The following is a 25,481-nucleotide window of genomic DNA, read 5'->3' as shown; positions in this document are numbered from 1 at the left end:
TTCATTTTCATCACCCAAATTGCAAGGTTTTGGAAGGGGAGGCTTAAAAAGCTTGCAATATGAGGGTAGGAAGATCGATGAGATCATCAAATAGATCAGTGTCTTATTTGTAATTCAGGGCCGACTAGTTAAAAGAAAAACATATACAGAACGATATATTGTACAGTGATCTTGTCAGTTGTAAGCGGATATAGTTTTACCTCGTTTTTTATGAGGTATTAAAGATGAAACACGTAATTCTAAACAGCAAACTGTACCGCTACTCAATGACTGAAAATAAATCCACTGAGCAAGTCGCTATATTTTTACTTGGCGCACTTCAAGATATTGAAAGTGTGAGGTTCTATTCTGAGAGTTTCTCAAAGACACTTACATGTATTACGTTAGAGATTCCCGGAACAGGTTACGCTGAGCCATTAGGCGTATCTGTTTCAATTCAAGAGCAAAGCCAAATGTTGCTTGATTTCATTAATTATATGGATATACAAGCTGCACATGTTATTGGTTTCTCATACGCAACTGCTATTGCTACAGAATTATGTTGCATATGGAGAGGTGTTAAGTCTCTTAGTATTTGTGGTGGCGTTCCTGGTATTCCAAAATCAGGTATTGCCGCAACAAAGAGAATGATTGCCGCAGCAATGCAAAGTAAACGTGAATTTGCTGACACGTTTATCAACTCACTCACTGTTGACGATCAAAATATTCCCCGATCTAAAGTCATCAAAAAAGCAATGGCAAAGAACATCTCAAACCTTGATGAAACGCGTATTAGTATGTTTTTTGATAACTCAATTAGACTGCTTGTCCACAAACCGAGCAACATTAAAAAAATTACAGTTCCAGCAATTGTTTGTGCTGCTGAGCATGATCCTTATGTCACAACAAAAATAGCCAAAGAGTTCTGCGAACAACTGCCAAACAGCCAGTACATGGAGATTAAAAACTCAGATCACTTGGCTCACTTGGAGCATCCTGAAATTGTGGCTACGGCACTTATACTGCTAGCTTCCTCTGCGGTCAATGTGGAAAAATCTCTATATAAATTATCATCATAATTATCAGAAGATTAAGAATAATGGTCAACGTAATTTGTTGCGTATTTTACGTTGACTATTTTCAATCAAATCTTTGAAATCACAGTCTTATATGTAAAGTTTTGATAAGGAGAATAGAATTTGAGAGACATGTTTCTTTTGTTTGCTATTTAACCGTCTCATCGCTTCAACGATAAGTGTGTCGCGAACGTGCTGAGCAACACGGAGGTAGTGAAATTGAGGGAAAGAAGTCATTTCGGAGGTGAAGCTTACATGGGAATTCAACTTGAACCCAAGTTTTCCCCTGAATCCAACAGCAACTGAGAAAGCAACCGGCTTATTTTCATTTTCGAGTATTTGGTATTGGTATTGCGATATGCCAAGAACTCTGCACATTGTCTCAGTTGAAATAGAGAACGCAGTTCTAAACTTTTTTAGTTTGATAGCCAATGATCGATAGTAATCTTCTCCAAATACCTCAAGATCCAACCTTTCTGGCGGGAGGAGGTTGTCGTAGTTTATACCCTGATATTCTTTTATCCCTTCAAGCTCAGAACGAAATACATCAAACTCCTTTTTGTCTTTATCTGAATAAAGTTGAGTAATAATGGTCAGGACAGCATTAAACTGACACAAAGGTATCTTTCCAGTTCTTATTAATGCTTCAACTGATGCGTCTTCCATACCACGGTAATACTCTCTCAATCTCAAACCATAGTAAAAGGCAGTCATAGGTACCATCATCATCCAGCTGAATGCAGCAACAACATGAAGAGGACGGTGGCCTTGATAAGAGGGCTGCATGTACTTTTGAAGTGTGTCGACATTGATACCGATAAACTTACTCTTTAGGTCCTTAAATGAGACTTGATGTACTCGTCTGACATAGGCCATAGACAGTGCTATGTCAGAGTCGATGTCCTTAAGGAGGAAATCTAGTCTATCAATATCTTCATCAGTGACTTCACTGGGTGGTGATTCAATCAAACTCATAGGCTCATTTTTATGAAATGGGTCATGTCTGTTCATTATCATGAAAGATCTGAACTAGATATGCACTATAAACGTCTATTTTTATTGAGATAGATATACTCTTTTCCTTCTGTACGCTAGCTGGCTCGATGCTTGAAAAGTCACTGCCTATTGATATACCCAAACAACATGAAGTAGCAGAATTCTGCTTACTCGGAGGAAGACGTTTTGAGCTTTAGCTTTCAAACGAGGTCAAGCAGGTGCTTCGCAGGAAATCGTTTTGGCAGTATTGAGTAGACTTTCTTTGGCTGCTTCGAATTGGTGTCGCTTATCCATAATTTGCTCTGCACCTGAAATGTTGATGGCTGCAATGATGTTACCCAGATAATCAGTGATGGGCGCAGCAATGGCTGTTGCGTTATCAGAGCGATTCAAGGCAAAACCCTGTTTCTTTTCTTTGGCGAGTAAGTGCTTCAGTTCTGGAAAAGTCTGGGGGTGGGGCTTAGGGTACATATCTAGATGAATCGATTGGTAGACGGCACTGAGCTCAATGTCGCTCAGTTGCTGGAGCAAAATCCGACCCATTGCATTGGTATGGCAAGGCAATCTGGTTCCCAAAGGAATATTGACTGACAACCGCTGCGAGGCCTGTGCACGATATACGTATAGCGTTTCCAGGCCATCCCTAATTGCCAAATGACAAGAGATACTGGTGTCATCTCTCAGCTTTTTGAGGTGAGGGGCCGCAATGTCGACCAAACCCTGCCCGGCCAAAAAAGAAAATCCCCTCGAAACGACCTGGGGCCCCAATGTATATGCGTTTCTGGCAACTTTTCGTAGGTAGTTTTTATCCAACAAAGTTTGGATGATTCGGTAGATAGACGACTGACTGACACCCAAACGCTCAGCAAAGTCATTGGTGCTGAGAATTCGGTGCTCTGCATCGAACAGTTCAATGATTTCCAATCCCTTTGCCAAGGACTGAACTTGATAGTCCGCTTTGCTCATATTTTCCTCACATGTAAATAGAAAATTCAAATATGAATAAAATATGTGTTTATTTTGTTTTCTTGTCCATCTGTACTGTCAATTTAATGACAATTCACATATCAAATCGCAAAGTACGTAAAGCAACCAACAGGATGGAACATGCAAGAGTCAAAGGAGTTTATTCTTAAGGCAACGTGTGATGCATCGAGTGGGATTCTTGCGGCAGTCACTTCCTATCTGGCGGGTCTTAGCTGCTATATCTCCGAGCTGCATCAGTTTGATGACGAAGAAAATGGCAATTTCTTTATGCGTGCCGTGTGTCGGATTGAATCTCCGGATGTCGATCTGGAGATGATAAGGGAAGGGTTTGAAGAACAAGTCAGTCGATTCCATATGGACTGGGAATTCTTTGATGTCGAAAAGCCTATGCGCGTGCTCATCATGGTGAGTAAGTTCGATCATTGTTTGAAGGACCTTCTATACAGGCATGAAAATGGCGAGTTGCCAATGGAGGTGACCGCCGTCGTTTCCAATCATAAAGATCTGCGACCAATTGTTGAGCGAGCCGGTATTCGTTTTATCTGGCTACCTATCAATGCTGAAAACAAGCAGAGACAGGAAGCTGCACTTTTGGATGTCATTCAAGAGACAGACACTGAGCTCGTTATCCTTGCTCGTTACATGCAGATCCTCTCAGACGATCTCTGTAAAAAACTTCATGGCAAAGCCATCAATATCCATCATTCATTCTTGCCAAGTTTTAAAGGTGCCAAGCCTTATCATCAGGCACATGCTCGCGGGGTAAAGCTGATTGGTGCTACGGCGCACTACGTCACCTCTGATCTCGATGAAGGCCCAATCATTCAGCAGAGTGTTCAGCCTGTGGGCCATACTTATTCTTCAGACAGACTGGTGGCGGTTGGCCGGGATACGGAAACCATCGCACTCGCACAGGCTGTCAGGCTTCATCTGGAACATCGTGTGTTCATGTACGGTAACAAAACCGTTGTCTTTCAATAGTCAGCAGAGGTGATTGTGTCTTTGAATGTTATTGATGGTCGCCAGCTTGCAGAGCGCTTGGTTGAGGAGATGGCTGAGGAAGTGAAAACCAGGACTGCGCTTGGATATCAGCGTCCTGGGTTAGCGGTAGTGCTGGTGGGAGAAGATCCTGCCAGTGCGATTTATGTTCGCAACAAAATCCGAACCGCTGAAAAAGCGGGATTGCATTCGGTGGTTACTCATTTGGACGCGTCATGCTCCCAACAGGCGCTTGATGACATTGTGACCGATCTGAATGAGCGTGATGATATCGATGGCATTCTCGTTCAACTCCCTTTACCAGCACATCTTTCAGAAGAGCGCATTATCAACCTGATCACGCCTGAAAAAGACGTAGATGGCTTTCACCCCATGAATGTCGGGCAACTGGCTACTGGGCAGGCGTATCTTGTCCCTTGTACACCGTTAGGTTGCCTTGAAATTCTGAAAAGGGAAGTTGGCGACTTGTCGGGTAAACATGCCGTTGTCGTGGGCCGATCCAATATCGTTGGCAAGCCCATGGCGAGCATGCTGCTCCAAGCCAATTGCACTGTCACCGTGGTGCACTCAAAAACGGTAGATGCTGTAAGTCTCTGCAAACAAGCCGATATTCTCGTTGCTGCTGTCGGTGTCCCCGAATTGTTGGATAGTGCATGGGTCAAACCCGGTGCAGTGGTTTTGGATGTCGGCATCAACGCCATTGAAAAAGACGGAAAACGCAAACTGGTCGGCGACGTTAACTTTGCGGATGTCGCTGATATCTGCAAAGCAATAACCCCTGTCCCGGGAGGCATTGGCCCTATGACCATCGCTTGCCTTATCAAAAATACACTGGTCGCAGCCAAACAACGAGGCGTCAAACAGCCTGTTGTCAAAGCACGTTAAGAAAGGAGTCTGCTGTGCCTTTTTCGCTTTTAAAATATGGTCTGACGAATGACTATCCCTTTGAGAAGGATGCGGACTTACCGATCCCCAGCGATCTAAAGCATCACTATGACGTAGTGATTATTGGTGGTGGTGGACATGGCGTTGCTACTGCCTATTACCTTGCCAAATATCACGGTATCACTGATGTTGCGATTCTCGAAAAGGGCTATTTGGGTGGCGGGAACACGGCAAGGAACACCGCCGTTATCCGCTCCAACTACTTAACGTCAGAAGGCGTTAAGTTCTACAGTGAGTCCGTCAAATTATTCCAGAATCTCTCTAACGAGTTTGACTTCAACATCATGTACTCCTCCCGCGGACAACTGACTCTGGCTCACACTGATGCCACCGTTCGCTCGTTCCGGCAGCGTACGGAAGTCAATAAACATTTTGGCGGTAGAACTGAGCTGATCGATCCGCAGCAAATACGCGAATTGGTGCCTACCTTGAACATGAACCCTGCCGATATGCCGATTTTGGCGGGGCTTTGGCATATTGATGGCGCGACTGCAAGGCATGATGCCGTGGCTTGGGGATACGCAAAAGGTGCAACCCAACGTGGCGTAGAGCTTCACCAGTTAACGGAAGTGACAGGTGTTAATACTTCGTACGGGAAGGTTGTCTCTGTCGAAACCAACCGGGGCACCGTGGGGTGCGGTTGTGTGGTGCAGGCCGTCGCTGGGCATAGCTCGATTGTTGCCGGGATGGCGGGTTTTCGCATGCCCCTCACCAGTTACCCACTTCAAGCCATGGTCACCACCCCCGTTAAACCGTTCCTTAATCCTCTCGTCAGCTCTTCCGCACTGCATTGCTACGTTCAACAAACCGGCCGCGGGGAAATTGTCTTTGGTGGTGGGTCTGATCCTTATCCGCTTTATAACACCCGATCGACGCTGGATCTCAAAGAGAGCCTGATAGCGAGTGCTATTGAAATGTTTCCATTCATGGCGAATTTCAAGTTGCTTCGACAGTGGGCAGGCACGACAGATATGACCAGCGATTATAGCCCGATCATGGGGTTGAGCCCAGTCGAGAACTACTACTTGGACGCAGGTTGGGGAACATGGGGATTTAAGTCGACACCGATTTGCGGAAAAACCATGGCCGAATTGGTGGCCTCAGGTGGAAAAGTGCCGGAGCTGATTGCGCCATTCTCGATGGATAGATTTGACGTGTTCCGACAGGTAAACGAAATGGGGGCTACGGCCGCAAGTCACTAGGCCAAGAGACCCTAGGAGAGTATTCATGAAGATAATGCCATGCCCCTTGAACGGTCCAAGAAACATCAATGAGTTTGTCTACGGTGGGGAAGTGAAAGCCATGCCAAACCATCAAGAGTGTTCTGACAAAGAGTGGGCCGAATACGTTTTTTATGCTGACAACAACATCAAAGTCGTTCAGGAATGGTGGTTCCACAGTGCGTCCGGCTACTGGTTTATTGCTGAAAGACACACAGCCTCTGACGAGATCATTGATACCTACGATCCAAGCGAGATTTTCACAAAAAGGGTCTCTTTTGATGCCGTCCCTAACCAAGGACAAGGAGGGAAGCAATGACTGATGCAAATCGACTAGCGCCTCCAATGGGGTCTTTGATTTCACGCGATCGGCGTGTGCGGTTTGAGTTTGAAGGTACGAGCTATATCGGGTTCGATGGCGATACGGTTGCAAGTGCCTTGGTTGCTCACGATCAATGGCTGCTGTCCCGATCGTTCAAATACCATCGGCCGCGCGGACCACTTTCAATGGCTGGTCAGGATGCAAATACACTGGTTCAACTTCCAGAAGAAGCTAATGTGTTGGCAGACCGGATAGGTATTGCTGAATCACCTGTGGTGATGGGGCAAAACTACAACGGGTCACTGAAAAAAGACGCCGATGCAATGTTAGAAAAAGTGGGTCGGTTTATGCCCGTCGGCTTTTACTATCGTGCGTTTTATAAACCTAAAGGTATCTGGGATAAGTGGGAGCCGCTCATCCGTAAAAAAGCAGGGCTTGGTGAGGCTGACTTGGACTTCGAGCCAACATACCACGACAAAGCCTACTTGTTCTGTGATGTGATGGTGGTGGGGGCGGGGCCTGCGGGCCTGAATGCTGCCATTACCGCTGCAGAAAATGGTGCAGAAGTCATCCTTGTTGATGAGAACAAGCAACTTGGCGGTGCACTCACTTACCACCGATTTGATATCGATGGCGAGACGACAGAAGAAATGCTGAAAGCACTCTGTTCGATCGCGACTCATCATCCGAAAATCCGTGTAATGACAGATGCTGTCTGCAACGCCTGGTTTGCAGATAACTATTTGCCAGTACAGACGGGTAATCGTATGTACAAAATCAGAGCCAAACAGTGCATTGTCGCTTCGGGTGAATTTGAGCAGCATGTGGTGTTCAGAAACAATGATCTCCCAGGCGTGGTGCTGTGCAGCGCAGCCATGAGATTGATGAAGCACTACGCCGTCAGACCAGGCAAAAAATCCGTTGTGTTAACCGGAAATGATGATGGGTATCTAACGGCTATTGAGTTGGCAGAGCAGGGTGTCGATGTTGTTTCTATCGTCGATATGCGCCAATCCCAGCCGCGAAAAGATCTGGTTGATAGCGTGAAATCTTTGGGTATCCCGGTCATCCTTGGCGCAACGGTTTATGAAGCGACAGCAAAAAATAACCGTCTGTCAGCGGTGGACGTATATTCGATCAACGAGGATTACGGTGTCGAACAAAAAGTCTCGACCATTTCTTGTGATCTACTCTGTATGTCTGCGGGATACATGCCGACTTACCAACTGCTGTGTCAGGCAGGTGCCCAGCTAAGCTACGACGATAACTCAGCCCGGTTCACCTTGAAGAATCTCCCGGCAAATCTGCACATTGCGGGCTCAGTGAATGGCATTCATGAACTGGATAAGGTCATTGCAGACGGACAACGTGCAGCTTACCAATGTTTGCAGCAGCTGGGTTTTTCAGAGGTTGCTGGCATCAAGGTTCAATGTGACGTCTCAACTAACTTTCCGTGGCCAATATTTCCGCACCCTAAAGGAAAAGACTTCGTTGATTTTGATGAAGATCTGCAATCTAAAGACATCATCAATGCCACGCGTTTAGGCTATCGGGATATTCAGTTGGTTAAACGATTTTCCACTGTAGGGATGGGTCCTTCACAGGGCCGTCACTCCGCACTACCCAGTGCGCGTTTGGTGGCCATGGCAACAGACAGAACCGTGAGTGAAACGGGCGTGACGACCGCCAGGCCACCGTTTATTCCCGAGAAACTGGCGTACTTAGCAGGTAGGATTTTCAATCCTGTGCGTAAAACCCCAATGCATGAAAGACACGAAAGCCTTGGGGCGCAATTTATGCCTGCTGGCGCATGGCGACGTCCCGCTTATTATGGGGAGACATCGCAACGCAATGCGCTGATTCAGGATGAAGCCTCTGCGGTTAGACAGAATGTCGGGATCATTGACGTTAGTACGTTGGGCGGTATTGAAGTTTACGGGCCTGATGCGCCGGAATTCCTGAACCGCATGTACACCTTTGCCTTTGTAAAGCAACCCGTCGGCAGAACCCGCTACGCTGTGCTGACCAACGAACAGGGTGTGGTGATTGACGACGGTGTCGCATGCCGGATTGCAGAGGACCACTACTATGTCACGGCAACAACCAGCGGCGTCGATGCGGTTTACCGTGAAATGAAAAAGTGGAATGCGCAATGGCGGCTGGATGTCGATATTGCCAACGTGACCTCGGCGTTTTCTGCAGTGAATGTGGCAGGTCCCAACGCGCGAAAAGTGCTTGAGAAAGTTTGTCACGATGTGGATTTTTCCCCCGAAGCTTTTCCTTATCTTGAGTATCGGGAAGGGCACATTGGAGGGATGCCAGTGCGACTGATGCGTGTCGGATTTGTTGGAGAGTTAGGCTATGAAATTCATATGCCGACCCTGTTTGCGCTCAACATCTGGGACATTCTGATGGAAGCCGGTGAGCCGTTCAGCATGCGGCCTTTCGGGGTAGAAGCGCAGCGACTGCTAAGACTGGAAAAAGGCCATATCATCGTCGGGCAGGATACGGATGGCATGTCTCACCCGGGTGAGCTTTCATTAGAATGGGCGATCGCAAAAGCCAAGCCGTTTTATGTCGGTTCACGCTCGGTAGATATCGTGATGCGCCGCCAGCAAACCCGCAAGCTGGTTGGCTTTAAGCTCGACAAGTCGTCACCTAAGCCAGAGGAGGGACATCTGGTGTTGGATAAAGCAGGAGCGGATTCCAACATCACAGGGAATGTCACCTCCTGTGAATATTCGACCACCTTGGATGCCTATATCGGACTGGCGTTCGTGGGTATTGACCAGCAAGAAAAGGGAACCTTAATCCCAATCCGTGTGGACGGAAAAGAAGTGTGGCCGGAAGTCATCCCATTGCCATTTTACGATCCGGAAGGTGAACGACAGGAGGTCAATTAACATGAGTTTGTTTTCAGTCACTGCTCAGCCGGAACGCAGACAGAGTTGCATCGAGCAGGAGCATCACCTGTCGTCTATTTCTTTCTATGATGCCACGACGTCTAACCGTATCGGCTTTAGGGGAGCGCAGGTCGCTGCATTTCTGGAAGCTCATGGAATACTGATACCGGAGCAGCCCAATCGCGCGCTTAAAACGTCCAATGGTTTATGGATTCTGCGTCTCGGCCACACTGAATTTTGGCTAGTCGATAAGAAAGACCAAAACACTGACGCTATGATAGAACTTGAAAAAGAGGCAGATCAGCGCGAACAGGTAACCCGCTTGTATTGTCAGCATAGTCATGCGCTGTTTGTTCTGACTGGCGACGACTGTCCGGAAATGTTTGCCAAAGTATGTGCAGTCGATCTTAGCGGTGTCACCTTTAAGCGGGGTTGCATTGCTCAAACATCCGTGGCGCGTGTTTCTTCTGTCGTAGTCAACGTATCAAAGAGCGAATTTGAGCAAACGCGTTTTCTCATCATGAGTGATATTTCCAGTGCAGATTATTTGTGGAAAGCGCTTGATGATGCCGCCGAAGAGTTTCAACAAACCACCACCACAATCAGCTAAGAGAGGAAATCCGAGGGTAAGTTGACCATATATACCCAAATAACCTGAAGATGCAGGATTCAGCGAGTTTGACTGGCGTTGTGATCGCGGCGTTCCTTTGCGGGTGTAGTCACCTCCATCAAAAAGGAACAACAAAGAGCACGACGTCAGTCAACTCGCCCGAAGGGAGGCCCTCAATGCGCCCACTTCATCGTTAAATTCCACGGAAATAGAACGGCTATTCCTCGCGAAATTTAACTCGAATTGAACGCATTGATGACCTCTGAATGCGAGCATCTTCAGATTGTTTGGGTATAAAATCAACACACAAACCAGACGTGTTTATTCCTGTCGTTTGTCGGGCTTATCGGCTTCGGGTGTAAACAAAGGAAAGGTCTGATTTGGGTGCTAAATACGAAAGGAGTATATATGCCAGTGATTACAATTTCTGAGATTCATCAGGTTTGTAAAACAGCGTTAGAAAAACATGGAGCGTTGCCGTGGATTGCAGAATCTGTTGCCCATGCCGTTGCTAAAAATGAATCGCGGAACAACCGGATCTGCGGGTTGTATTATTTGCAAAGTTATTGCGAGCAACTCGTTTCGGGCAGGGTATCAAAAGATGCAGAGCCGGAAGTCACTTTGCCAAAGCCGGGTTTTGTGAAAGTCGATGCCAATTATGGCTTTGCTCAACCTGCTTTTGAGCGCGCATTACCTGCTGCGATTTCAGCGGCTCGCGAAAACGGCACGGCATCATTGGCTATTGGTCATAGCCATACCTGCACCTCGTTAGGTTTTTTCACCGAGCAATTGGCGCGTCATGGTTTTGTCGCGATTGGCTTTACCAACTCTTCTCCCATTGTTGCGCCCCCTGGTGGGAAGATTCGCACCATAGGCACTAACCCCGTGGCTTTTTCTGTACCTGATGGAGAAGGCGGAATCGCCATGCAGTTTGACCAGTCCACCACAGTGGTCGCCCTTGGGAAAATCACCATGGCAAAAGAAGCAGGAGAGTCGATTCCTGAAGGCTGGGCGTTAGATGAACATGGCCAACCTACCACTGACCCGCATAAGGCTTTAGCGGGCTCTTTGGTTTCAGCGGGAGGGTACAAAGGTTGGGGATTTGGCCTGATGGCGGAGTTGCTGACAGCCGGTATGACGGGCGGAATCGCTTCTCAGTTCGTTAAGCCGCTTAAAGCGCCACAAGGTGCCCCCCACGATTTAGGGCAGTTTTTCCTCATCATAGACCCGGCAAACTCTGATTACTTTTATGAAAGATGTCAGCAGGTGGCTGATCTTGTCTCTCAAGATGACGGAACCCGTTTGCCTGGCCAGTTTATCAATGAAATGAAAGAAGTAGAAGTGCCTGAATCCCTCTGGGAATTAGCGATCCGATTATCTAACGGCCCCCAGTAACGGGTTATGTTTGGGTATAGTCCTGCTTCTCCAAAAACAAAAAAACCTCCCGAAGGAGGCTTGGAAAAAAGTCCGGTTCTGGACAAAGAAGAATCGTTCGCGCGATTAGCGCAGTAGGGACATCGCCATGCCAGGCAATTGGTTGGTCTGAGACAGAACAGTGGTACCTGCCTGCATCAGCATTTGGTTCTTGGTCATGTTTGAAGACTCAACCGCGAAGTCGGCGTCAGTGATACGGCCTTTAGCAGCAGCGGTGTTTTCAGTCATGTTACCCAAGTTAACAATGGTGTGCTCAAGACGGTTGATGTTCGCACCGAATGCTGCACGGGTTTGCCCCAGGTTTTTCAGAATGCCGCCGTCAGTTTCCTTAAGTGCTTTCAGAGCGGCGTCAGCGTTTGCTGCTGTCGTCAGGTCGCCGAGACCTGCCACAGCCGTGTCCAGATCACCCAGCTCTGCAGATACGTCAACGGCCAGTCGTTCAGCAGACGTTGCACCGATTTGGAAGCTCACCGCACCTGCAGCGAAGCTACCGGTTTTCAGCAGTTTGTTACCACCGAAGCTGGTGTTATCCATGATGTTGGTCAGCTCAGCCGTCAGCTGTTGGTATTCTGCATCCAGTGCTGCCAGTTCGTCAGCGCCGTTAGAACCGTTCAGTGCTTGAGTCGCCAGGTCACTCATGCGGTATACGATGTTGGTCATTTCATCCATCGCACCTTCCGCCGTTTGCATCATAGAGATGCCGTCTTGTGCGTTACGCATTGCCACGTTCATGCCGCGGGTCTGGCTGTCCAGACGGTTTGCGATTTGCAGGCCTGCTGCATCGTCAGCTGCTGAGTTGATGCGGTAACCGGTGCTCAGACGCTCCATCGCATTGTTCAGAAGGTTGCTTGTGTTGTTCAGAGTATTTTGAGTAACAAGCGACGCGTAGTTAGTGTGCATTGATAAAGCCATTCTAAGCTCCTTGGTTAACTGTTTATCAGGCTTCGGGTTCTCCCCTGCTCACTAACTAGAGGCGGATGGTTTTTCGAAAGGATTAACCGGAAAATTAAAAATAATAATGAATTGGCAGGATTCGTTATTGTTTAGTGATCTTCATTCCGTGAATTCAGGTTCAAGTCCCAATAATTCTTGATCTGTCAGAGGTTTGAATGACATGGAAACCGGAATGTCGCTGAAGTAACCAAAGTAATGTGTCGCGCCAAGCAGACGATATTGGCTCAGCTCACCCTGGCTCGCTACGCGTCCCGCTACCCATGGCATTTTATGGGTACGAAGAAAACGCACCACGGGCAAAAGAGCATGTCGGTCCGTTTTGCTATCCAGAGAAATGGCGAGCTTTACCCTATCCGGCAGGTGCTTTCTCATAAATTCAAGCTGCTGGCAGGGAATCGAAATATCGAACCAGAGTGCTCCCGCATGGGCGCGCATTCTGGCTATCAAAGAGACCAACTGCGGATGGGATTTTTCCGGCATCTGAATTTGTAGAGAGGGAATGACGAAGCGGAATGCTCGTTTATCCAGCGCCAACATCTGTTGCAGTGCTTCATGACCTTTTCGCCAAAGCAGGGCATTCGCATCAATCGGCACCACAATATGGTTCAACAAACTGGGGTGAAAGGTGTCGATTTGAAAACGGCTTTGACGCAGCGCGAGATAAAGGCTGTAAAGGTCGAGCGCAAAACGCATGCCTTCGGATAGCTCAAAGCGGTAAACACTTTGTTCACCGCGGCTACCGAAGCGAAGTGTCACGTGCTGATAGACAACATCCGCGGTTTTGACATCGCGGATGGCCTGGCACACATGTTTAATATCGTTCTGCCGAAAGGCGTCGAGGATCAGCATGTCGTCTTCCGTATCGACATGCTGTTCAATCAACACAGTGAGCGTTTTAAGCATCAATTGGTGAACATTGAGATTAGCCAAGGTTTCCTACCACATTGATCTGTTTGTTCTCCGGCACTTCGTTGTAAGAAAGCACCGCCAGTCCTTGTGTGAAGGTGCGGGCGTAGCGTGCAATCAATGGGCGGAGTTGTGGCATCACCAGAAGGATTGGCGCCATACCTTGTTGCTTCAGTTGCTGGCGAATCAACGGCAGGTTCTGTTGGAATTGTCCCAGAATGTTTGGCTCAATCGGGAAGCTGTCCAACATCACGGGGCCGCTTGCCTGAGCCTGTTGCAATGAGGTGAGCAGCATCTTTTCCAGCTCGTCAGACAGGGCATACACATTCAGTTCATTTTTCTGACCCGCGACCAGATTGAACAGGGTACGGCGAAGCGTGCAGCGCACATCCGCCGCGACCAGAATTGGGTCTTTAGTGTTTTCCGCAGACTCCAACATGGTGTTGGCGATGGTGCGGATATCGCAAAGCGGCACCTGATCTAACAGCAATTGTCGATAAACCTTGAGTTGCTGCGCGGGTGTCAGTGCTGCGCTCAATGCCTGCGCCAGTTTAGGTGCCTGATGAGTCAGGCGTTGGTTCATCGCATCAACATCGTCATGGGTGAACAAATCGGCGAGATTGGATTTCATTACCTTGCTGATGTGGGTAGCGATAACCGTGCTGTCGTCGACAACCTGATAACCCATGTTGAGTGCTTTGGCTTTGTCGGTATGTTCAATCCAGACCGCAGGCAATTGATACGCCGGGTCGCTGCCGAGAATGCCGTCCACTTCACCATAGGTTTCGCCGACGGCAATGGCCATTAAACGGTCAGGTTCAATAAAGCCTTGCTCAATCACTTCGCCATTGAGGGAAAGGGTGTACTGATTCGGTTTCAGGCTCAGGTTGTCGCGGATACGCACTTCCGGCAGCAGGAAGCCGATTTGTTCAGAAAGATGACGGCGGACACCGCGGATACGTTGCGTAAGTGGTGCACCCTGATCTTTATTGACCAGATGCACCAAGCGATAACCCAGCGCCAGCGAAAGGGTATGCACGTGGGGAATATCATCCCAGCTCAGGTTCGCTTCTTCCTCACGCTGCATCACATGAGAAATGGCGGCCACTTCGTCCAGTTGCGTGTCTTCAACCGGCGCTTTGCTTTGTCGCCAGCCTGCAAAAGCCAGCACACCCGCAAAGGTGAAAAACGCCATATGTGGCATGCCCGGTACGATACCAATGATGACCATGATGCCTGAGACTGTGTAGAGCGTGGCGGGGGTAGCGAGTAACTGCTTACGTACCGTTTCCGTCATGTCGTTGTCGGAATCGTTGATACGGGTCACGATGATAGCCGCAGCTGTTGCCAGCAAGAGGGACGGGATCTGGGCGACCAGACCATCACCGATAGTCAGCAGCGCATAGGTACGCATAGCCTCAGAACCTGTCAGACCGTGGTCGAACACACCAATGCTGACACCACCAATCAGGTTGATGAAGAGGATTAGCATACCCGCGATGGCATCACCGCGAACGAACTTGGACGCACCGTCCATTGAGCCATGGAAGTCCGCTTCATTCGCGACTTCCTTGCGTCGAAGGCGCGCGGTTTCCTGATCGATCAACCCTGCATTGAGGTCGGCATCAATCGCCATCTGTTTGCCGGGCAAGGCATCCAGGGTAAACCGGGCACTGACTTCGGAAATACGTTCGCCACCTTTGGTGATGACCACAAAGTTAATGATCATCAAGATGACAAACACCACCATACCAATCAGGTAGTTACCACCAATGACCACTTCACCGAAGGCTTGAATAACCTTACCCGCAGCATCGCCTCCATTGTGACCTTCGAGTAGCACGATACGGGTCGATGCCACGTTCAGTGCCAGGCGGAGCAGGGTCGCGACCAGCAGTATGGTTGGGAAAATGGAGAAATCCAGCGGTCGTTTAGCGGTGGTGCTGACCAGCAATACCAGAATCGCCAGCACAATGTTGAAAGTGAAAAGGGCATCCAGCAAAAGCGGCGGCAATGGCAGGATAACCATAGCAAGCAGCATCAGGAGCACAATCGGAATACCGATGCGCCCTTTGGCTGATTCCTGGAAGGCTTTTAACCGATTAAGCATATCTCTGGTCCTTCATGGTGGTGCGAAAGCAAATCAGTGATGCAAGTGTTTGGGAATCGAAAAGTGCGGCAACGACATAGGTTTGTCGCCGCGCCCTTCACGAAAAGCCTTCACTTGCAGGACATAAGTCAGAATGTGCGCCACTGCGATGTAAAGCTGGCTGGGAATGGCCTGCTCAATCGCAGTGGTGTGAAAAATCGAACGGGTCAGCGGCGGGGAATGGATGATTTCCACGTTGTTTTCCCGCGCAATGCGCTGAATATGCATGGCGGTTTCATCCACGCCTTTGGCGACAACGAAAGGAGCCTCTGAAAGCTTGGTGTCGTATTTCAAGGCCACGGCATAGTGGGTTGGGTTGGTGATCACCACATCAGCACTTGGCACGGCTTTGTCTATGCGTCGGCGGGCAAACTGCTGTTGGATTTGTCGAATACGCTGTTTAACTTCCGGGCGGCCTTCGTTGTTTTTGAACTCTTCTTTCAGCTCCTGCTTGGTCATACGCAGTTCTTTCATGTGTTCCCAACGCTGGTAGGGAATATCAATCACACCAAACAGCAGCAGGGCAAACCCCATCAATAGCAAGCCTTCAAACAGGATATTCATGATCATGACGACACCCTGTGAGAGCGGCAGGTTTTGCATGCCAAGCAGCGGTTGAAGGTTGTTATCCAAAAAGCCGTAAAGCACACCGGAAATGACCGACACTTTCAGGGTGGATTTGATGAGTTCCACCAGTGAGCGTGTGGAAAACATCCGCTTGATGCCGTTAATCGGACTGAGTTTACTGAGCTTGGGTAAGACGTTGGCAGGACGGAACATCCAGCCCCCCAGCACCAGAGAGCTCAGCACCGTCGCGACGATGATCATCACGAACATCGGCAGCAAAAGCTCAATCATGATGGCGAGGCTCTGGCCGACATGTTCAATCGCCTGAAAGGGATTTTCGAGGTCTGCTTTGGTCAGTGACATGTTGAAGCGGAATACCCCGCTTATGGCTTCCCAAATGGCGGGGAGCTGGCTATAGAAGTAGACGGCGACAGCAAGGAAAATCACGGCGGTAGTGAATTCCTTAGCGCGGGGGATCTGGCCTTCTTCTCTCGCCTTTTTGATCTTCTGGGGCGAGGCCTGTTCCGTTTTGTCCTGAGACGACTGTTCGCTCATGCGCCCCCCACCATAAAGCTGTTGAGATGACGAAGCGTGTCATGCACTAATTCTGTGTATTTATCCGGTACACCGGAAATCGACAGCAAGACGCTGAACAAGCCAAGCAGCATGGTCATCGGAAAACCCAGTGCGTATACGTTGAGCGACGGCGCGGCGCGGTTCATCACACCAAAGCTGATGTTGGCCAGTAGCATGGAAACAATGGCAGGAAGCGCCAATGCAAGCGCAGACGCGAACATCCACCCAAATACATTAATGACCCCTTGAAGGGAAAGCGCAGTTAATCCTGATCCTACTGGCCAAATCACAAAGCTTTGGATCAGAATGTCGATAACCAGAAGATGGCCTTCCAGTGACAGGAACAATAAGGTGCAAAACAGCAGGAAAATACGGCCAAGCACCGCCACCGAAAGGCCGTTGACCGGATCATTCATCATTGCCATGCCGAGACCCATTTGCAGTGAGACTATCTGGCCGAGCATGGTGAAAACGGAAAAAAGCAGATGGAGGATAAGGCCAAAGAAAAGTCCCCAGACCGCCTGCTCGAAGGCAAGGAAAAGTGAGGTCAGGGAAAACAAATCTACCACTGGCATGGCCGGCATCAAAGGCGCAGTGATGACGACAATTGAAAGCGCCAGCAGGCTGCGCACCCACACCGGAATTAAGGCATCGCCGAAAAACGGCATCGAAATAAACATGGCACCGATACGAAAAAACGGCCACCAGAGTTGACCGAGAATGGCTGAAAGTTCGCCGAATGTCAGCGCCATCAGCCAATCATTCCCGGAATGTTGAGGAACAGGTATTCGAACAGCTCCATGATTTTCCGGAGCATCCAGTGTCCGGCGAAAATCACCATGAGCAGGGTTGCAATCAGTCGGGGAAGGAAGCTCAAGGTTTGTTCGTTGATTTGGGTGGCAGCCTGAAAAATCGCTATCACCAAGCCAACCAAAAGGCCAGGTACCACCAGCACTGCCACCATCAGAATGATGAGCCAAACCGCATTGGAGAACAGGGTGACGACAAGTTCGGGAGTCATGATTTAGCTACCATTCGTGATAAACCAAACGCAACAAAACCATCTGCAACAAAAGCATTCACTACGCGGCTACCCAAAACTGGCGGCCAGGGTGCCGACGGTCATCGCCCAGCCGTCGACCAGCACAAACACCACAAGTTTGAATGGCAATGAGATGATGAGGGGGGAGAGCATCATCATACCCATTGCCATCAAAACACTGGCGACCACCAAGTCGATGATCAAAAAAGGAATAAACAGCATAAAGCCGATTTGGAAAGCGGTTTTCAGCTCGCTGATAACAAAGGCAGGCAGAACGACAGCAAAGGAAATGTCTTCGACATTCTGGTCGAGTGGCTCGTTGGCGATACGCAGCATCTGCTCAAGGGCGCTTTGGTGAGTTTGCTTGAGCATGAAGTCACGCACTGGCGTTTCAGCTACCGAGAACGCCTGCATCAGGGTGATTTCCCCTGCGTCATAAGGTTTGAAGGCGTTGTCGTAAATGTCGCTCCAGACCGGGCGCATGATCAACAGCGTCAGCGCGAGGGCAATGCCCACCAACACGCGGTTTGGCGGACTTTGTTGTAAACCCAGAGCCTGACGCAAAATCGCCAGGACGACTATAATCCGGGTAAAGCTCGTTCCCATCAAAATGAAAGCAGGCAGAAAGCTCAGTGCTGTCATCAGCAGCAAGATCTGCAGCTTCACGCTGTATTCCTGCTCGGTCGCGCCATCGGTAACCGACAGAATCGTCAGACCATTGTCTGCCAAGGCTGGCGCAGCGAAGAGCGCCATCGCAACCAAAATACTGCCTGCACAGGCTCTGAGGGAACGGGATACCACCATGGCTTACTGACCCACTCCGGCCAGAGCAGAGTCTACGACATCAATCAGGCGAAGGCCGTATTTGTCATTCACTACAACCACTTCGGCATGACCCATCAGAGAACCGTTTACCTTCACATCCAGCGGCTCGCCGTTGAGCTTGTCTAACTCAATCACGCTACCTTCACCAGCTTTCATCAAATCACCCAGAGCGATTTCTTTGCTGGCAACTTCCAATGTCACAGTCACTGGGATTTTCTTGAAAAAGCTCAGGTCTCGCTCCGGCATCGCGGCAGGTTGCGACAGGGCTGGGGTATCAAAATCTTCCAGTTGGAAATCATCAAAATTCAGGTCATCGCCACTGAAGGTAGCGGTTTCAGATGCTGTGCTCACGGTGGGAATCCTTATTCGTGGTTTAAAGTCAGTACCAACTGTCCGTCCTGCTCCGCAACGCGGCCAGTAAACAGCTGTTCATTGCCAATGCTGACGGGCACGTTGGTCAGTAGCTCAATCGGCAAAATGTCGTTTGGGGCGAGATCCAGTACGTCGCTGAGCGGCATGGTTTTCTTGCTCAGTAACACATTGAGACGAACAGGGGTTGTCGCGAGAGACTGGGAGAATGCGTCGGAGAGATCTTTTTCGCTCTGTAAACCCAGTTCTTCAATCAATGTGCGGATGAGGTTGCCTTCAATGTCCATGGTCAACTGGCCGGAATGCTCTCCGAACTGGATATCCAGCGTGGCGCGAAGTCCCATGCCATAGCCGGGCTCAAACTCGCTTTGTGTCCACATTTCATCAGGCGCGATATTGCCAATCACCAGCTTGCCAATACGTTCCTGAAGGCGCTTGTCGCTGGCGGTCAGTACGGTGTTGCTTCGCGCAACACTGGCACCATAGAAACTGTCTGAAAGAGCAATCAGTGTGGCGGCATCAAGATGAACGTAGGCGAAGCCGCCGTCATCATGCTTGAACGCGGAGAGTGTTTCCTTGTCGATGTCATCGAGACGAAGGGTATGTAACTCTACGCCCTGGAATATGACGTCGACCTGATTGGTTTTTAGCCAGCTTTGCAGGGAATGACGCAGAGTTAGCGCAAATGGCGCTAAAAAACCTTCTAAGTTTTCACGTACCGAATGAATTGGCTTTCCCAGCAATTCGACGCTGACCGCCTCAAATTGAGGCCTGGTGTTTGTCGTTTCCATTTATAGTTACCGCTTATATAACTTTGGAGCTAGTTGCTCACTGTGTGCCACAGTCTACACAGAGTTTTTCATTTATTTTTAGCGTGTTATTTAAAGTCTGTGACGTTAGTTCATATGTTGAATAAGGTTTTATTTTACTGCTTTTAATAAAACTTATTTGCGAGTAGCTTGCTAATCAAATTAAAAATGGATGGTTAAAGATTAATCCAAACAGTAATTGTACTTCGGAATAAATACTTTTAATCAATCCTATAAAACTAAGCCTGGACAAAGGCTAGCCCGAGATAGTACTGGATTCTTAATAGCTTACCGCCATTGCATTGACGCAAAGTGTGTGGTTTTTCTGACGCTTATCGCCAATAAGGTAATCAGTGTGACAATTATTCCAAGTTGGGTGAAATAAATATTGGCTTAAGGTTATCTATGTTTGAGGGAATGAACAGATATATTTGTGTCTGTCTAACAAATATACAGCTATGCGTTTTTCTGACTTTTCTTTTATTAAATTCAAATGACGCGCTGGCAAAAAGTGAGATCGTGGTTCCAATGGACTTATCGTCCTGGGAATTTAAATACGGTGACTTTGAATGCCAATTAATTCATTCGGAAATTCCAGAGGGGAAGTTTTACTTCCGCGCACTTCCGGGAAATAAATTACATTTTTCCGCGTCACTTAAAGAAAATATTAACCATTTTGAAACCGCGACGCTGTCACAACACGCTCCGGCCTGGTCTGCGCCTACCAGCATTGAGGTGTCAGATATCAGGGTCACGCCGAATTCGCCCCTGATTTTCACACAAGATGTGACCGAAATGCTGGATGCAGCGCAGACCAGCCAATGGGTGCACATTTCGCTTGCCGGAAAGAACACTTCCGCTTCCTACCTGCTGCCAACGATTCGCATCCAACAAAGCCTGACAGCATTTAACCGCTGTCGTGCCAAGCTGCCGGGCATGACGTTCAAAGAAGCCAGAACCTTGTCTTTACCTTTTGCGTTTGGCCAGTCATCACTCACCCCCAGCCAGAAAGACAAACTCAATGCCATGGTCAGCTATCTCAAGCTGGACGACCGTATTACCACCATTTTGATTGATGGGCACACCGACAGCATCGGCAGTGCGATTGCCAATTTGAATACCTCACGCGCCCGCGCAGAGAAAGTCGCAGACACATTGGAAACCTTTGGTGTTGCGCGCGACATGATTGAAGTGCGCGCTCATGGTGAGCGTTATCCCATCGCAAGTAATGACACTAAAGAAGGGCAGGCACTGAACCGCCGCGTTACCGTCAGACTGGTGCGCGATTCAGAGCAGGTTGTGCCTTCAGATAATAAACAACAAGAAATCACCACTAAGACAGCGGCAAAGGTTCAATGATGAAGAAAACGGAAATTTTGCTGGTCGAGCCAAGCGAGTCGCTTGCGTTCCCGGTCATCGATGTATTGAAAGATGCTGGCTATCGGGTTCGGCACGCCCGCACAGGAAGAAGTGCACTTCTCGGCGAACCTGCCACGATCACGCTGGTGAGTTCAAATTTGCCAGACATGGGCATCCGCGAATGGGTGGCTTGCCACCAGAAGCAGCGAAATGGCGGCGTTGCGATTGCCATCGTCAATCAGGATGAAGGCATTCTAGCTGCGGAAACCATGAAAGCGGGCGCGACGGATTACCTGCTTCGCCCCTTCGAAGCCAAACAGCTTTTAAATCTGCTTCGTCGCGTTGAAGCGCTGGGCAAACCACTGGCGAACATTGTTGCTGAATCCTGGCGAAGCAAGCAGGTTCTGCAACTTGCGCATCGTGCGGCCTGCACCAGTGCCAGCGTGTTGATCACCGGCGAATCCGGCACGGGCAAAGAAGTGCTGGCGCGTTATGTTCATGAGCATTCTCCACGTTGTGATGGTCCTTTTGTGGCTGTGAACTGTGCTGCCATTCCTGAATCTATGCTTGAGGCTGTGTTGTTTGGACACGTGAAAGGGGCGTTTACCGGCGCGCTGCAATCCCAAAGCGGTAAGTTCGAAGAAGCCAATGGCGGCACCATTTTGCTGGATGAAATCGGTGAAATGTCCCCAGCGGTACAGGCCAAGTTACTGCGCGTGCTGCAAGAGCGGGAAGTCGAGCGCGTGGGCAGCCATAAAGCCATCCAGTTGGATATCCGTGTCATTGCTGCCACCAACAAAGACCTTCGTGAAGAAGTACAGAAAGGCCAATTCCGTGAAGATCTTTTCTACCGTCTGGATGTACTGCCGTTGCATTGGCCACCGCTTCGCGAACGCCGCGAAGACATTCTTCCTATTAGCCATTTCTTTATCGAAAAGTATCAGGACAGCAGCAAATGCCGACTGTCTGAGGATGCGATTTCAGCGCTCAGCCAATACAACTGGCCGGGCAATATCCGTGAACTGGAAAACGTGATGCAGCGTGCGTTGGTCATGCGCCACGGCGACTACATCACTGCTCAGGATTTGATGCTGCCGATTGAACTGGAAAATACCCCGTTGGCTGTTATGCCTGCTGAGCGCTTCAACCATGTGGAAGCCAAGCGCCATGCAGAGTTTCAGTTCATTCTCGACAAGCTCCGCCAGTTCGGCGGCAACCGCACGAAAACAGCAGATGCGCTGGGTGTAACCACCCGAGCGCTGCGCTACAAACTACAGGCAATGCGTGAACAGGGCATTGATTTACAGTCGGCCCTTGGCTCGGCGGCTTAATGGAGGTGAACCATGTCTAATCAATCAATCAACAACGCCATGTCTGCCGAGCAACTCATGCTCACTAAAATGGACGCGATGCGTGTGCAGGCGCAGCCGGATTTCGTGGTCAGCGCTAATCCGATGGATGTGAAAGCGATAGAGAAGGGCACTAACCAACCGCTTTCCTTCTCGCAAGCGGTCACCAATGTGTTGGATTTGGTAAACCAGCACCAATCGGTCGCCAGCCAGAAAATGACGGCAGTTGAGCTTGGTCAGAGTGATGATTTGGTTGGCGCTATGGTTGCCAGTCAGAAAGCGAGCCTTTCTTTTAATGCCTTGATGCAGGTACGCAACAAGGTGGTTACCTCCTTTGAAGACATCATGAAGATGCCGGTGTAAATTATGTCTCAACTCTCTACCCAAGTGGCAGGTGCAGCGACCGTGAACCCGGCTGCTGCATCGTCAAATAACATGGATGCGCTGACCGCCAAAGCGAAAGCGCTGTGGTCGTCCAGCCAGCGCAATTTGGTGCTTTCCGCAGTGATGGCCGCCATCGTTGCGGCGATTATCGTGGTGGCGCTCTGGAGTTCTTCACAAACCTTCCGTCCGCTATACAGTCAACAGGAACGCTTTGATATCGGTGAGATTGTTTCTGTGCTGGAAACCGAAGGCATCAGTTACCGTCTGCAGGAACATAACGGACAGGTCTTGGTGCCGGAAGGTGAAGTGGCGCGTATCCGCATGTTGCTTGCTGCGAAAGGCGTGAAAGCCAAATTGCCGACGGGTCTGGATACCCTGAAAGAAGACAGTTCGCTCGGCACCAGCCAGTTTATGGAAACGGCGCGATACCGCCATGGCTTAGAAGGCGAGTTAGTACGTACTATCATTTCCCTCAATGCTGTTTCCAATGCGCGTGTTCACCTTGCTATTCCACGTCAGACGCTTTTTGTTCGCCAGAACAGCGAAAACCCTTCTGCTTCCGTGATGCTGGAACTCAAGCCGGGTGAAGATCTCAAACCGGATCAGGTTGAAGCCATCATCAATCTGATTGTCGGCAGTGTGACGGGCATGAAGCCAGAATTTGTCTCAGTGATTGACCAGTATGGACGCCTGCTGAGTGCCGATGTCGCTTCTGCCGAAGCGGGCAAGGTGAATGCCAAATATCTGGAATACCAAAAGCAGGTAGAGAAACAGATTATCCAGCGTGCGGCAGACATGCTGACGCCTATTGTCGGGCCTGCGAACTTTCGCGTGCAGGTGGCGGCTGACATGAACTTCAGTCAAGTCGAAGAAACGCAGGAAATTCTTGATAACAACCCTGTGGTTCGTAACGAGCACACCATTCACAACAACTCTGTTGATCAAATCGCTTTGGGCGTGCCGGGTGCATTGAGCAACCAGCCGCCAGTGACGGGCGAGAAGCCGACAGAAGACAGTTCAAACACCAACGCCAGTTCAGAAGTGAATCGTCAGTTTGCGGTGGGAAGCAGTGTGCGCCGAACCCAGTACCAGCAAGGTCAGATCAACAAGTTGAATGTATCGGTGCTGCTGAACGAAGCGGCAGCACCCAACGGCACAGCATGGACACCGGAAGAGAAAACACAAATCACCACCATGGTGATGGATGCCGTCGGTATTGCACAGGCGCGCGGTGACAGCCTGAGCCTGATGAGCTTTAACTTCACGCCGATTGACATCGATGCGCCGCCAGCTATTCCTTGGTGGCAGGATGCCGCAGTGCAGCAACCGCTTCGTTACGTGATCGGCGGCATGCTGGGTATGGCGATGATCTTCTTCGTGTTGCGTCCGTTGATCATGCACCTGACTGGCGCAGATCGCCGCAATAAGGAGCTGGAATTTGCAGAACCGCAGGAAGAGATGACTTACGACAACCTCCAAACCCGTGAAGAGCGTGAGCGTGAAGAAGCGCTGAACCGCCGACTCTCTGAGAAAGGCATTGCCGTCAGTTCTGGCCTGGATGTAGGCAATGAAATGCTGCCACCACCGGGATCACCGCTCGAAATCCAACTGAAACACCTCCAGCTTATCGCCAACGAAGAACCGGCGCGCGTGGCAGAAATTCTTAAACAATGGGTGAACGTGAATGAACACAGCACAGTCAAAGCCGAATCAAACGCTTAATCATGTCGAGCAGACGGCGCTGGTGCTGCTCGGAATGGGTGAAGATGCTGCCGCCAAGGTGCTGCAGCATTTCAGCCGCGAGGAAACGCAACGCGTCACTCGCGCCATGGCGCAGCTCAGTGGCATTCAAAGTGATAGTGCTAGGGGCGTAATCCAGCATTTCTTTGAAGATTTCCGATTGCATTCCGGCATTCGGGGGGCGTCGAAAGAATACCTCTCGAACACGCTGCGCAAAGCGCTGGGTAACGATTTGGCGAAAGGGCTGCTCAACAATCTTTATGGCGATGAAATCCGCAACAATATGCAGCGCCTGCAATGGGTCGAATCCGATGTGTTGGCGCGCTTTATTGCCTGTGAACACCCGCAGATGCAGGCAATTTTCCTCGCGTATCTTCACGCCGAAAGTTCATCCGCGGTGCTGAAGCATCTGCCATCTGATTACCACGACGAACTGCTTTACCGTATCGCCCGTTTGCAGGATATCGATCATCAGGTGATGAATGATCTGAATGATTTGATTGAACGCTGCATCGCGCAGGTTTCCGTGGTGCAGAGCGCGCCACTTTCCGGTGTGAAACAGGTGGCGGACATCATCAACCGCTTCGAAGGTGATCGTGCCACCCTGATGGAAATGCTGCGCCTTCATGATGAAAACGTCGCGACAGAAATCGAAGAGAACATGTTCGACTTTATGGTGCTCAGCCGTCAGCGCGAAGACACCCTCGACAAACTGGTACAGCAAATCCCGACCGAGCTTTGGTCTGTGGCACTCAAAGGCGCAGAAATCATGCTTCAGCAAGCTATCAAGCGTTCCATGCCTCAGCGTATGGCCAAAGCACTGGAAGACGACATGGAACTTCGTGGCGCTGTGCCGCTAAGCCGTGTGGAATCTGCACGTGCTGAAATCATGCAGATGGTGCGTGCGCTGAGTGAGGCGGGCGACATTGAACTGGTGCTGTACGAAGAAGCGACGGTGGAGTAAGCCATGACCGGAAAGTT

Annotated in this window: 24 protein-coding genes; 13 read left to right on the top strand and 11 right to left on the bottom strand. The window is 49.6% G+C overall.

Annotation, left to right across the window (positions count from 1 at the left end; all coding sequences use genetic code 11):
- Positions 1-224 precede the first annotated feature (224 nt).
- On the top strand, positions 225-1,058 hold the full coding sequence (locus tag GMA8713_RS20145; protein WP_062713631.1) for an alpha/beta fold hydrolase: 834 nt from the start codon (positions 225-227) through the stop codon (positions 1,056-1,058).
- Between the two features lie 87 nt (positions 1,059-1,145).
- On the opposite strand, the gene GMA8713_RS20140 is transcribed toward GMA8713_RS20145, so the two are convergent.
- On the bottom strand, positions 1,146-2,030 hold the full coding sequence (locus GMA8713_RS20140; protein ID WP_062713629.1) for a hypothetical protein: 885 nt from the start codon (positions 2,028-2,030) through the stop codon (positions 1,146-1,148).
- Positions 2,031-2,261: 231 nt separating this feature from the next.
- The gene (locus tag GMA8713_RS20135) at positions 2,262-3,017 is read right to left on the bottom strand and encodes an IclR family transcriptional regulator (RefSeq protein WP_062713627.1); all 756 of its coding nucleotides are present in this window, start codon (positions 3,015-3,017) and stop codon (positions 2,262-2,264) included.
- A gap of 141 nt (positions 3,018-3,158) precedes the next feature.
- Here GMA8713_RS20135 and purU point away from each other — a divergent pair, with 141 nt between their 5' ends.
- From purU to GMA8713_RS20100, 7 genes are all read left to right on the top strand, one after another.
- Complete coding sequence (purU, locus tag GMA8713_RS20130) at positions 3,159-4,019, top strand: formyltetrahydrofolate deformylase (RefSeq protein WP_062713625.1); 861 nt, start codon at positions 3,159-3,161, stop codon at positions 4,017-4,019.
- Positions 4,020-4,034: 15 nt separating this feature from the next.
- Entirely contained in the window at positions 4,035-4,922 is an 888-nt protein-coding gene (folD, locus tag GMA8713_RS20125) for a bifunctional methylenetetrahydrofolate dehydrogenase/methenyltetrahydrofolate cyclohydrolase FolD (protein ID WP_062713623.1), read from the top strand.
- A gap of 14 nt (positions 4,923-4,936) precedes the next feature.
- Entirely contained in the window at positions 4,937-6,184 is a 1,248-nt protein-coding gene (locus GMA8713_RS20120; RefSeq protein ID WP_062713621.1) for an FAD-dependent oxidoreductase, read from the top strand.
- A 25-nt stretch (positions 6,185-6,209) separates the two neighbouring features.
- Entirely contained in the window at positions 6,210-6,521 is a 312-nt protein-coding gene (locus GMA8713_RS20115; RefSeq protein ID WP_062713619.1) for a sarcosine oxidase subunit delta, read from the top strand.
- Positions 6,518-9,427 (top strand): FAD-dependent oxidoreductase, encoded by a 2,910-nt coding sequence (locus GMA8713_RS20110; RefSeq protein ID WP_062713617.1) that lies wholly within the window; start codon positions 6,518-6,520, stop codon positions 9,425-9,427. The genes GMA8713_RS20115 and GMA8713_RS20110 overlap by 4 nt, the downstream gene beginning before the upstream one ends.
- A gap of 1 nt (position 9,428) precedes the next feature.
- On the top strand, positions 9,429-10,037 hold the full coding sequence (locus tag GMA8713_RS20105) for an aminomethyltransferase family protein (RefSeq protein ID WP_062713615.1): 609 nt from the start codon (positions 9,429-9,431) through the stop codon (positions 10,035-10,037).
- Between the two features lie 408 nt (positions 10,038-10,445).
- Complete coding sequence (locus GMA8713_RS20100) at positions 10,446-11,432, top strand: Ldh family oxidoreductase (protein ID WP_062713613.1); 987 nt, start codon at positions 10,446-10,448, stop codon at positions 11,430-11,432.
- A 105-nt stretch (positions 11,433-11,537) separates the two neighbouring features.
- Here the strand turns inward: GMA8713_RS20100 and lafA are convergent, their stop codons facing one another.
- The 9 genes from lafA to GMA8713_RS20055 form a co-directional block, all read right to left on the bottom strand.
- Positions 11,538-12,383, bottom strand: a complete 846-nt coding sequence (lafA, locus tag GMA8713_RS20095; RefSeq protein WP_062713612.1) for a lateral flagellin LafA — start codon at positions 12,381-12,383, stop codon at positions 11,538-11,540.
- A 141-nt stretch (positions 12,384-12,524) separates the two neighbouring features.
- On the bottom strand, positions 12,525-13,355 hold the full coding sequence (locus tag GMA8713_RS20090) for a diguanylate phosphodiesterase (RefSeq protein ID WP_422615206.1): 831 nt from the start codon (positions 13,353-13,355) through the stop codon (positions 12,525-12,527).
- Entirely contained in the window at positions 13,348-15,441 is a 2,094-nt protein-coding gene (locus tag GMA8713_RS20085; RefSeq protein WP_062713606.1) for a flagellar biosynthesis protein FlhA, read from the bottom strand. Before GMA8713_RS20085 ends, GMA8713_RS20090 begins: the two co-directional genes overlap by 8 nt.
- A 33-nt stretch (positions 15,442-15,474) precedes the next feature.
- Complete coding sequence (gene flhB / locus GMA8713_RS20080) at positions 15,475-16,602, bottom strand: flagellar biosynthesis protein FlhB (protein ID WP_062713604.1); 1,128 nt, start codon at positions 16,600-16,602, stop codon at positions 15,475-15,477.
- On the bottom strand, positions 16,599-17,375 hold the full coding sequence (fliR, locus tag GMA8713_RS20075) for a flagellar biosynthetic protein FliR (RefSeq protein WP_062713602.1): 777 nt from the start codon (positions 17,373-17,375) through the stop codon (positions 16,599-16,601). The genes flhB and fliR overlap by 4 nt, the downstream gene beginning before the upstream one ends.
- Positions 17,375-17,644, bottom strand: a complete 270-nt coding sequence (gene fliQ, locus GMA8713_RS20070; protein ID WP_062713600.1) for a flagellar biosynthesis protein FliQ — start codon at positions 17,642-17,644, stop codon at positions 17,375-17,377. Before fliQ ends, fliR begins: the two co-directional genes overlap by 1 nt.
- Positions 17,645-17,713: 69 nt before the next feature.
- Positions 17,714-18,469 carry a flagellar type III secretion system pore protein FliP gene (gene fliP / locus GMA8713_RS20065; RefSeq protein WP_062713598.1) on the bottom strand — a complete coding sequence of 252 codons (756 nt, stop codon included), beginning with the start codon at positions 18,467-18,469 and terminating at the stop codon, positions 17,714-17,716.
- Positions 18,470-18,472: 3 nt separating this feature from the next.
- On the bottom strand, positions 18,473-18,841 hold the full coding sequence (gene fliN, locus GMA8713_RS20060; protein ID WP_062713597.1) for a flagellar motor switch protein FliN: 369 nt from the start codon (positions 18,839-18,841) through the stop codon (positions 18,473-18,475).
- Between the two features lie 11 nt (positions 18,842-18,852).
- Positions 18,853-19,650 (bottom strand): FliM/FliN family flagellar motor switch protein, encoded by a 798-nt coding sequence (locus GMA8713_RS20055; protein ID WP_062713595.1) that lies wholly within the window; start codon positions 19,648-19,650, stop codon positions 18,853-18,855.
- A gap of 546 nt (positions 19,651-20,196) precedes the next feature.
- Between GMA8713_RS20055 and GMA8713_RS20050 the strand changes: the two genes are divergently transcribed.
- From GMA8713_RS20050 to GMA8713_RS20030, 5 genes are read left to right on the top strand one after another with little or no spacing between them, the layout of a single operon-like run.
- Complete coding sequence (locus GMA8713_RS20050; protein ID WP_062713593.1) at positions 20,197-21,027, top strand: MotY family protein; 831 nt, start codon at positions 20,197-20,199, stop codon at positions 21,025-21,027.
- Positions 21,027-22,358, top strand: a complete 1,332-nt coding sequence (locus GMA8713_RS20045) for a sigma-54 dependent transcriptional regulator (RefSeq protein WP_062713591.1) — start codon at positions 21,027-21,029, stop codon at positions 22,356-22,358. Before GMA8713_RS20050 ends, GMA8713_RS20045 begins: the two co-directional genes overlap by 1 nt.
- A 12-nt stretch (positions 22,359-22,370) precedes the next feature.
- Complete coding sequence (fliE, locus tag GMA8713_RS20040) at positions 22,371-22,739, top strand: flagellar hook-basal body complex protein FliE (RefSeq protein WP_062713590.1); 369 nt, start codon at positions 22,371-22,373, stop codon at positions 22,737-22,739.
- Between the two features lie 3 nt (positions 22,740-22,742).
- The gene (gene fliF / locus GMA8713_RS20035) at positions 22,743-24,482 is read left to right on the top strand and encodes a flagellar basal-body MS-ring/collar protein FliF (RefSeq protein ID WP_062713587.1); all 1,740 of its coding nucleotides are present in this window, start codon (positions 22,743-22,745) and stop codon (positions 24,480-24,482) included.
- On the top strand, positions 24,445-25,464 hold the full coding sequence (locus GMA8713_RS20030; RefSeq protein ID WP_062713586.1) for a flagellar motor switch protein FliG: 1,020 nt from the start codon (positions 24,445-24,447) through the stop codon (positions 25,462-25,464). Before fliF ends, GMA8713_RS20030 begins: the two co-directional genes overlap by 38 nt.
- Positions 25,465-25,481 lie beyond the last annotated feature (17 nt).

Source organism: Grimontia marina (genome assembly GCF_900060185.1).
GTDB lineage: Bacteria > Pseudomonadota > Gammaproteobacteria > Enterobacterales > Vibrionaceae > Enterovibrio > Enterovibrio marinus.
The sequence above is the reverse complement of the archived record's forward strand: the minus strand, read 5'-3'. Positions and strand labels throughout refer to the sequence as shown.

Excerpts from the sequence above, each read along its gene's own strand:
- GMA8713_RS20145 (WP_062713631.1), top strand. The coding sequence starts at position 225 with ATGAAACACGTAATTCTAAACAGCAAACTGTACCGCTACTCAATGACT.
- GMA8713_RS20140 (WP_062713629.1), bottom strand. The coding sequence starts at position 2,030 with ATGAGTTTGATTGAATCACCACCCAGTGAAGTCACTGATGAAGATATT.
- GMA8713_RS20135 (WP_062713627.1), bottom strand. The coding sequence starts at position 3,017 with ATGAGCAAAGCGGACTATCAAGTTCAGTCCTTGGCAAAGGGATTGGAA.
- purU (WP_062713625.1), top strand. The coding sequence starts at position 3,159 with ATGCAAGAGTCAAAGGAGTTTATTCTTAAGGCAACGTGTGATGCATCG.
- GMA8713_RS20115 (WP_062713619.1), top strand. The coding sequence starts at position 6,210 with ATGAAGATAATGCCATGCCCCTTGAACGGTCCAAGAAACATCAATGAG.
- GMA8713_RS20110 (WP_062713617.1), top strand. The coding sequence starts at position 6,518 with ATGACTGATGCAAATCGACTAGCGCCTCCAATGGGGTCTTTGATTTCA.
- GMA8713_RS20105 (WP_062713615.1), top strand. The coding sequence starts at position 9,429 with ATGAGTTTGTTTTCAGTCACTGCTCAGCCGGAACGCAGACAGAGTTGC.
- GMA8713_RS20100 (WP_062713613.1), top strand. The coding sequence starts at position 10,446 with ATGCCAGTGATTACAATTTCTGAGATTCATCAGGTTTGTAAAACAGCG.
- lafA (WP_062713612.1), bottom strand. The coding sequence starts at position 12,383 with ATGGCTTTATCAATGCACACTAACTACGCGTCGCTTGTTACTCAAAAT.
- GMA8713_RS20085 (WP_062713606.1), bottom strand. The coding sequence starts at position 15,441 with ATGCTTAATCGGTTAAAAGCCTTCCAGGAATCAGCCAAAGGGCGCATC.
- flhB (WP_062713604.1), bottom strand. The coding sequence starts at position 16,602 with ATGAGCGAACAGTCGTCTCAGGACAAAACGGAACAGGCCTCGCCCCAG.
- fliR (WP_062713602.1), bottom strand. The coding sequence starts at position 17,375 with ATGGCGCTGACATTCGGCGAACTTTCAGCCATTCTCGGTCAACTCTGG.
- fliQ (WP_062713600.1), bottom strand. The coding sequence starts at position 17,644 with ATGACTCCCGAACTTGTCGTCACCCTGTTCTCCAATGCGGTTTGGCTC.
- fliP (WP_062713598.1), bottom strand. The coding sequence starts at position 18,469 with ATGGTGGTATCCCGTTCCCTCAGAGCCTGTGCAGGCAGTATTTTGGTT.
- GMA8713_RS20055 (WP_062713595.1), bottom strand. The coding sequence starts at position 19,650 with ATGGAAACGACAAACACCAGGCCTCAATTTGAGGCGGTCAGCGTCGAA.
- GMA8713_RS20050 (WP_062713593.1), top strand. The coding sequence starts at position 20,197 with ATGGACTTATCGTCCTGGGAATTTAAATACGGTGACTTTGAATGCCAA.
- GMA8713_RS20045 (WP_062713591.1), top strand. The coding sequence starts at position 21,027 with ATGAAGAAAACGGAAATTTTGCTGGTCGAGCCAAGCGAGTCGCTTGCG.
- fliE (WP_062713590.1), top strand. The coding sequence starts at position 22,371 with ATGTCTAATCAATCAATCAACAACGCCATGTCTGCCGAGCAACTCATG.
- fliF (WP_062713587.1), top strand. The coding sequence starts at position 22,743 with ATGTCTCAACTCTCTACCCAAGTGGCAGGTGCAGCGACCGTGAACCCG.
- GMA8713_RS20030 (WP_062713586.1), top strand. The coding sequence starts at position 24,445 with ATGAACACAGCACAGTCAAAGCCGAATCAAACGCTTAATCATGTCGAG.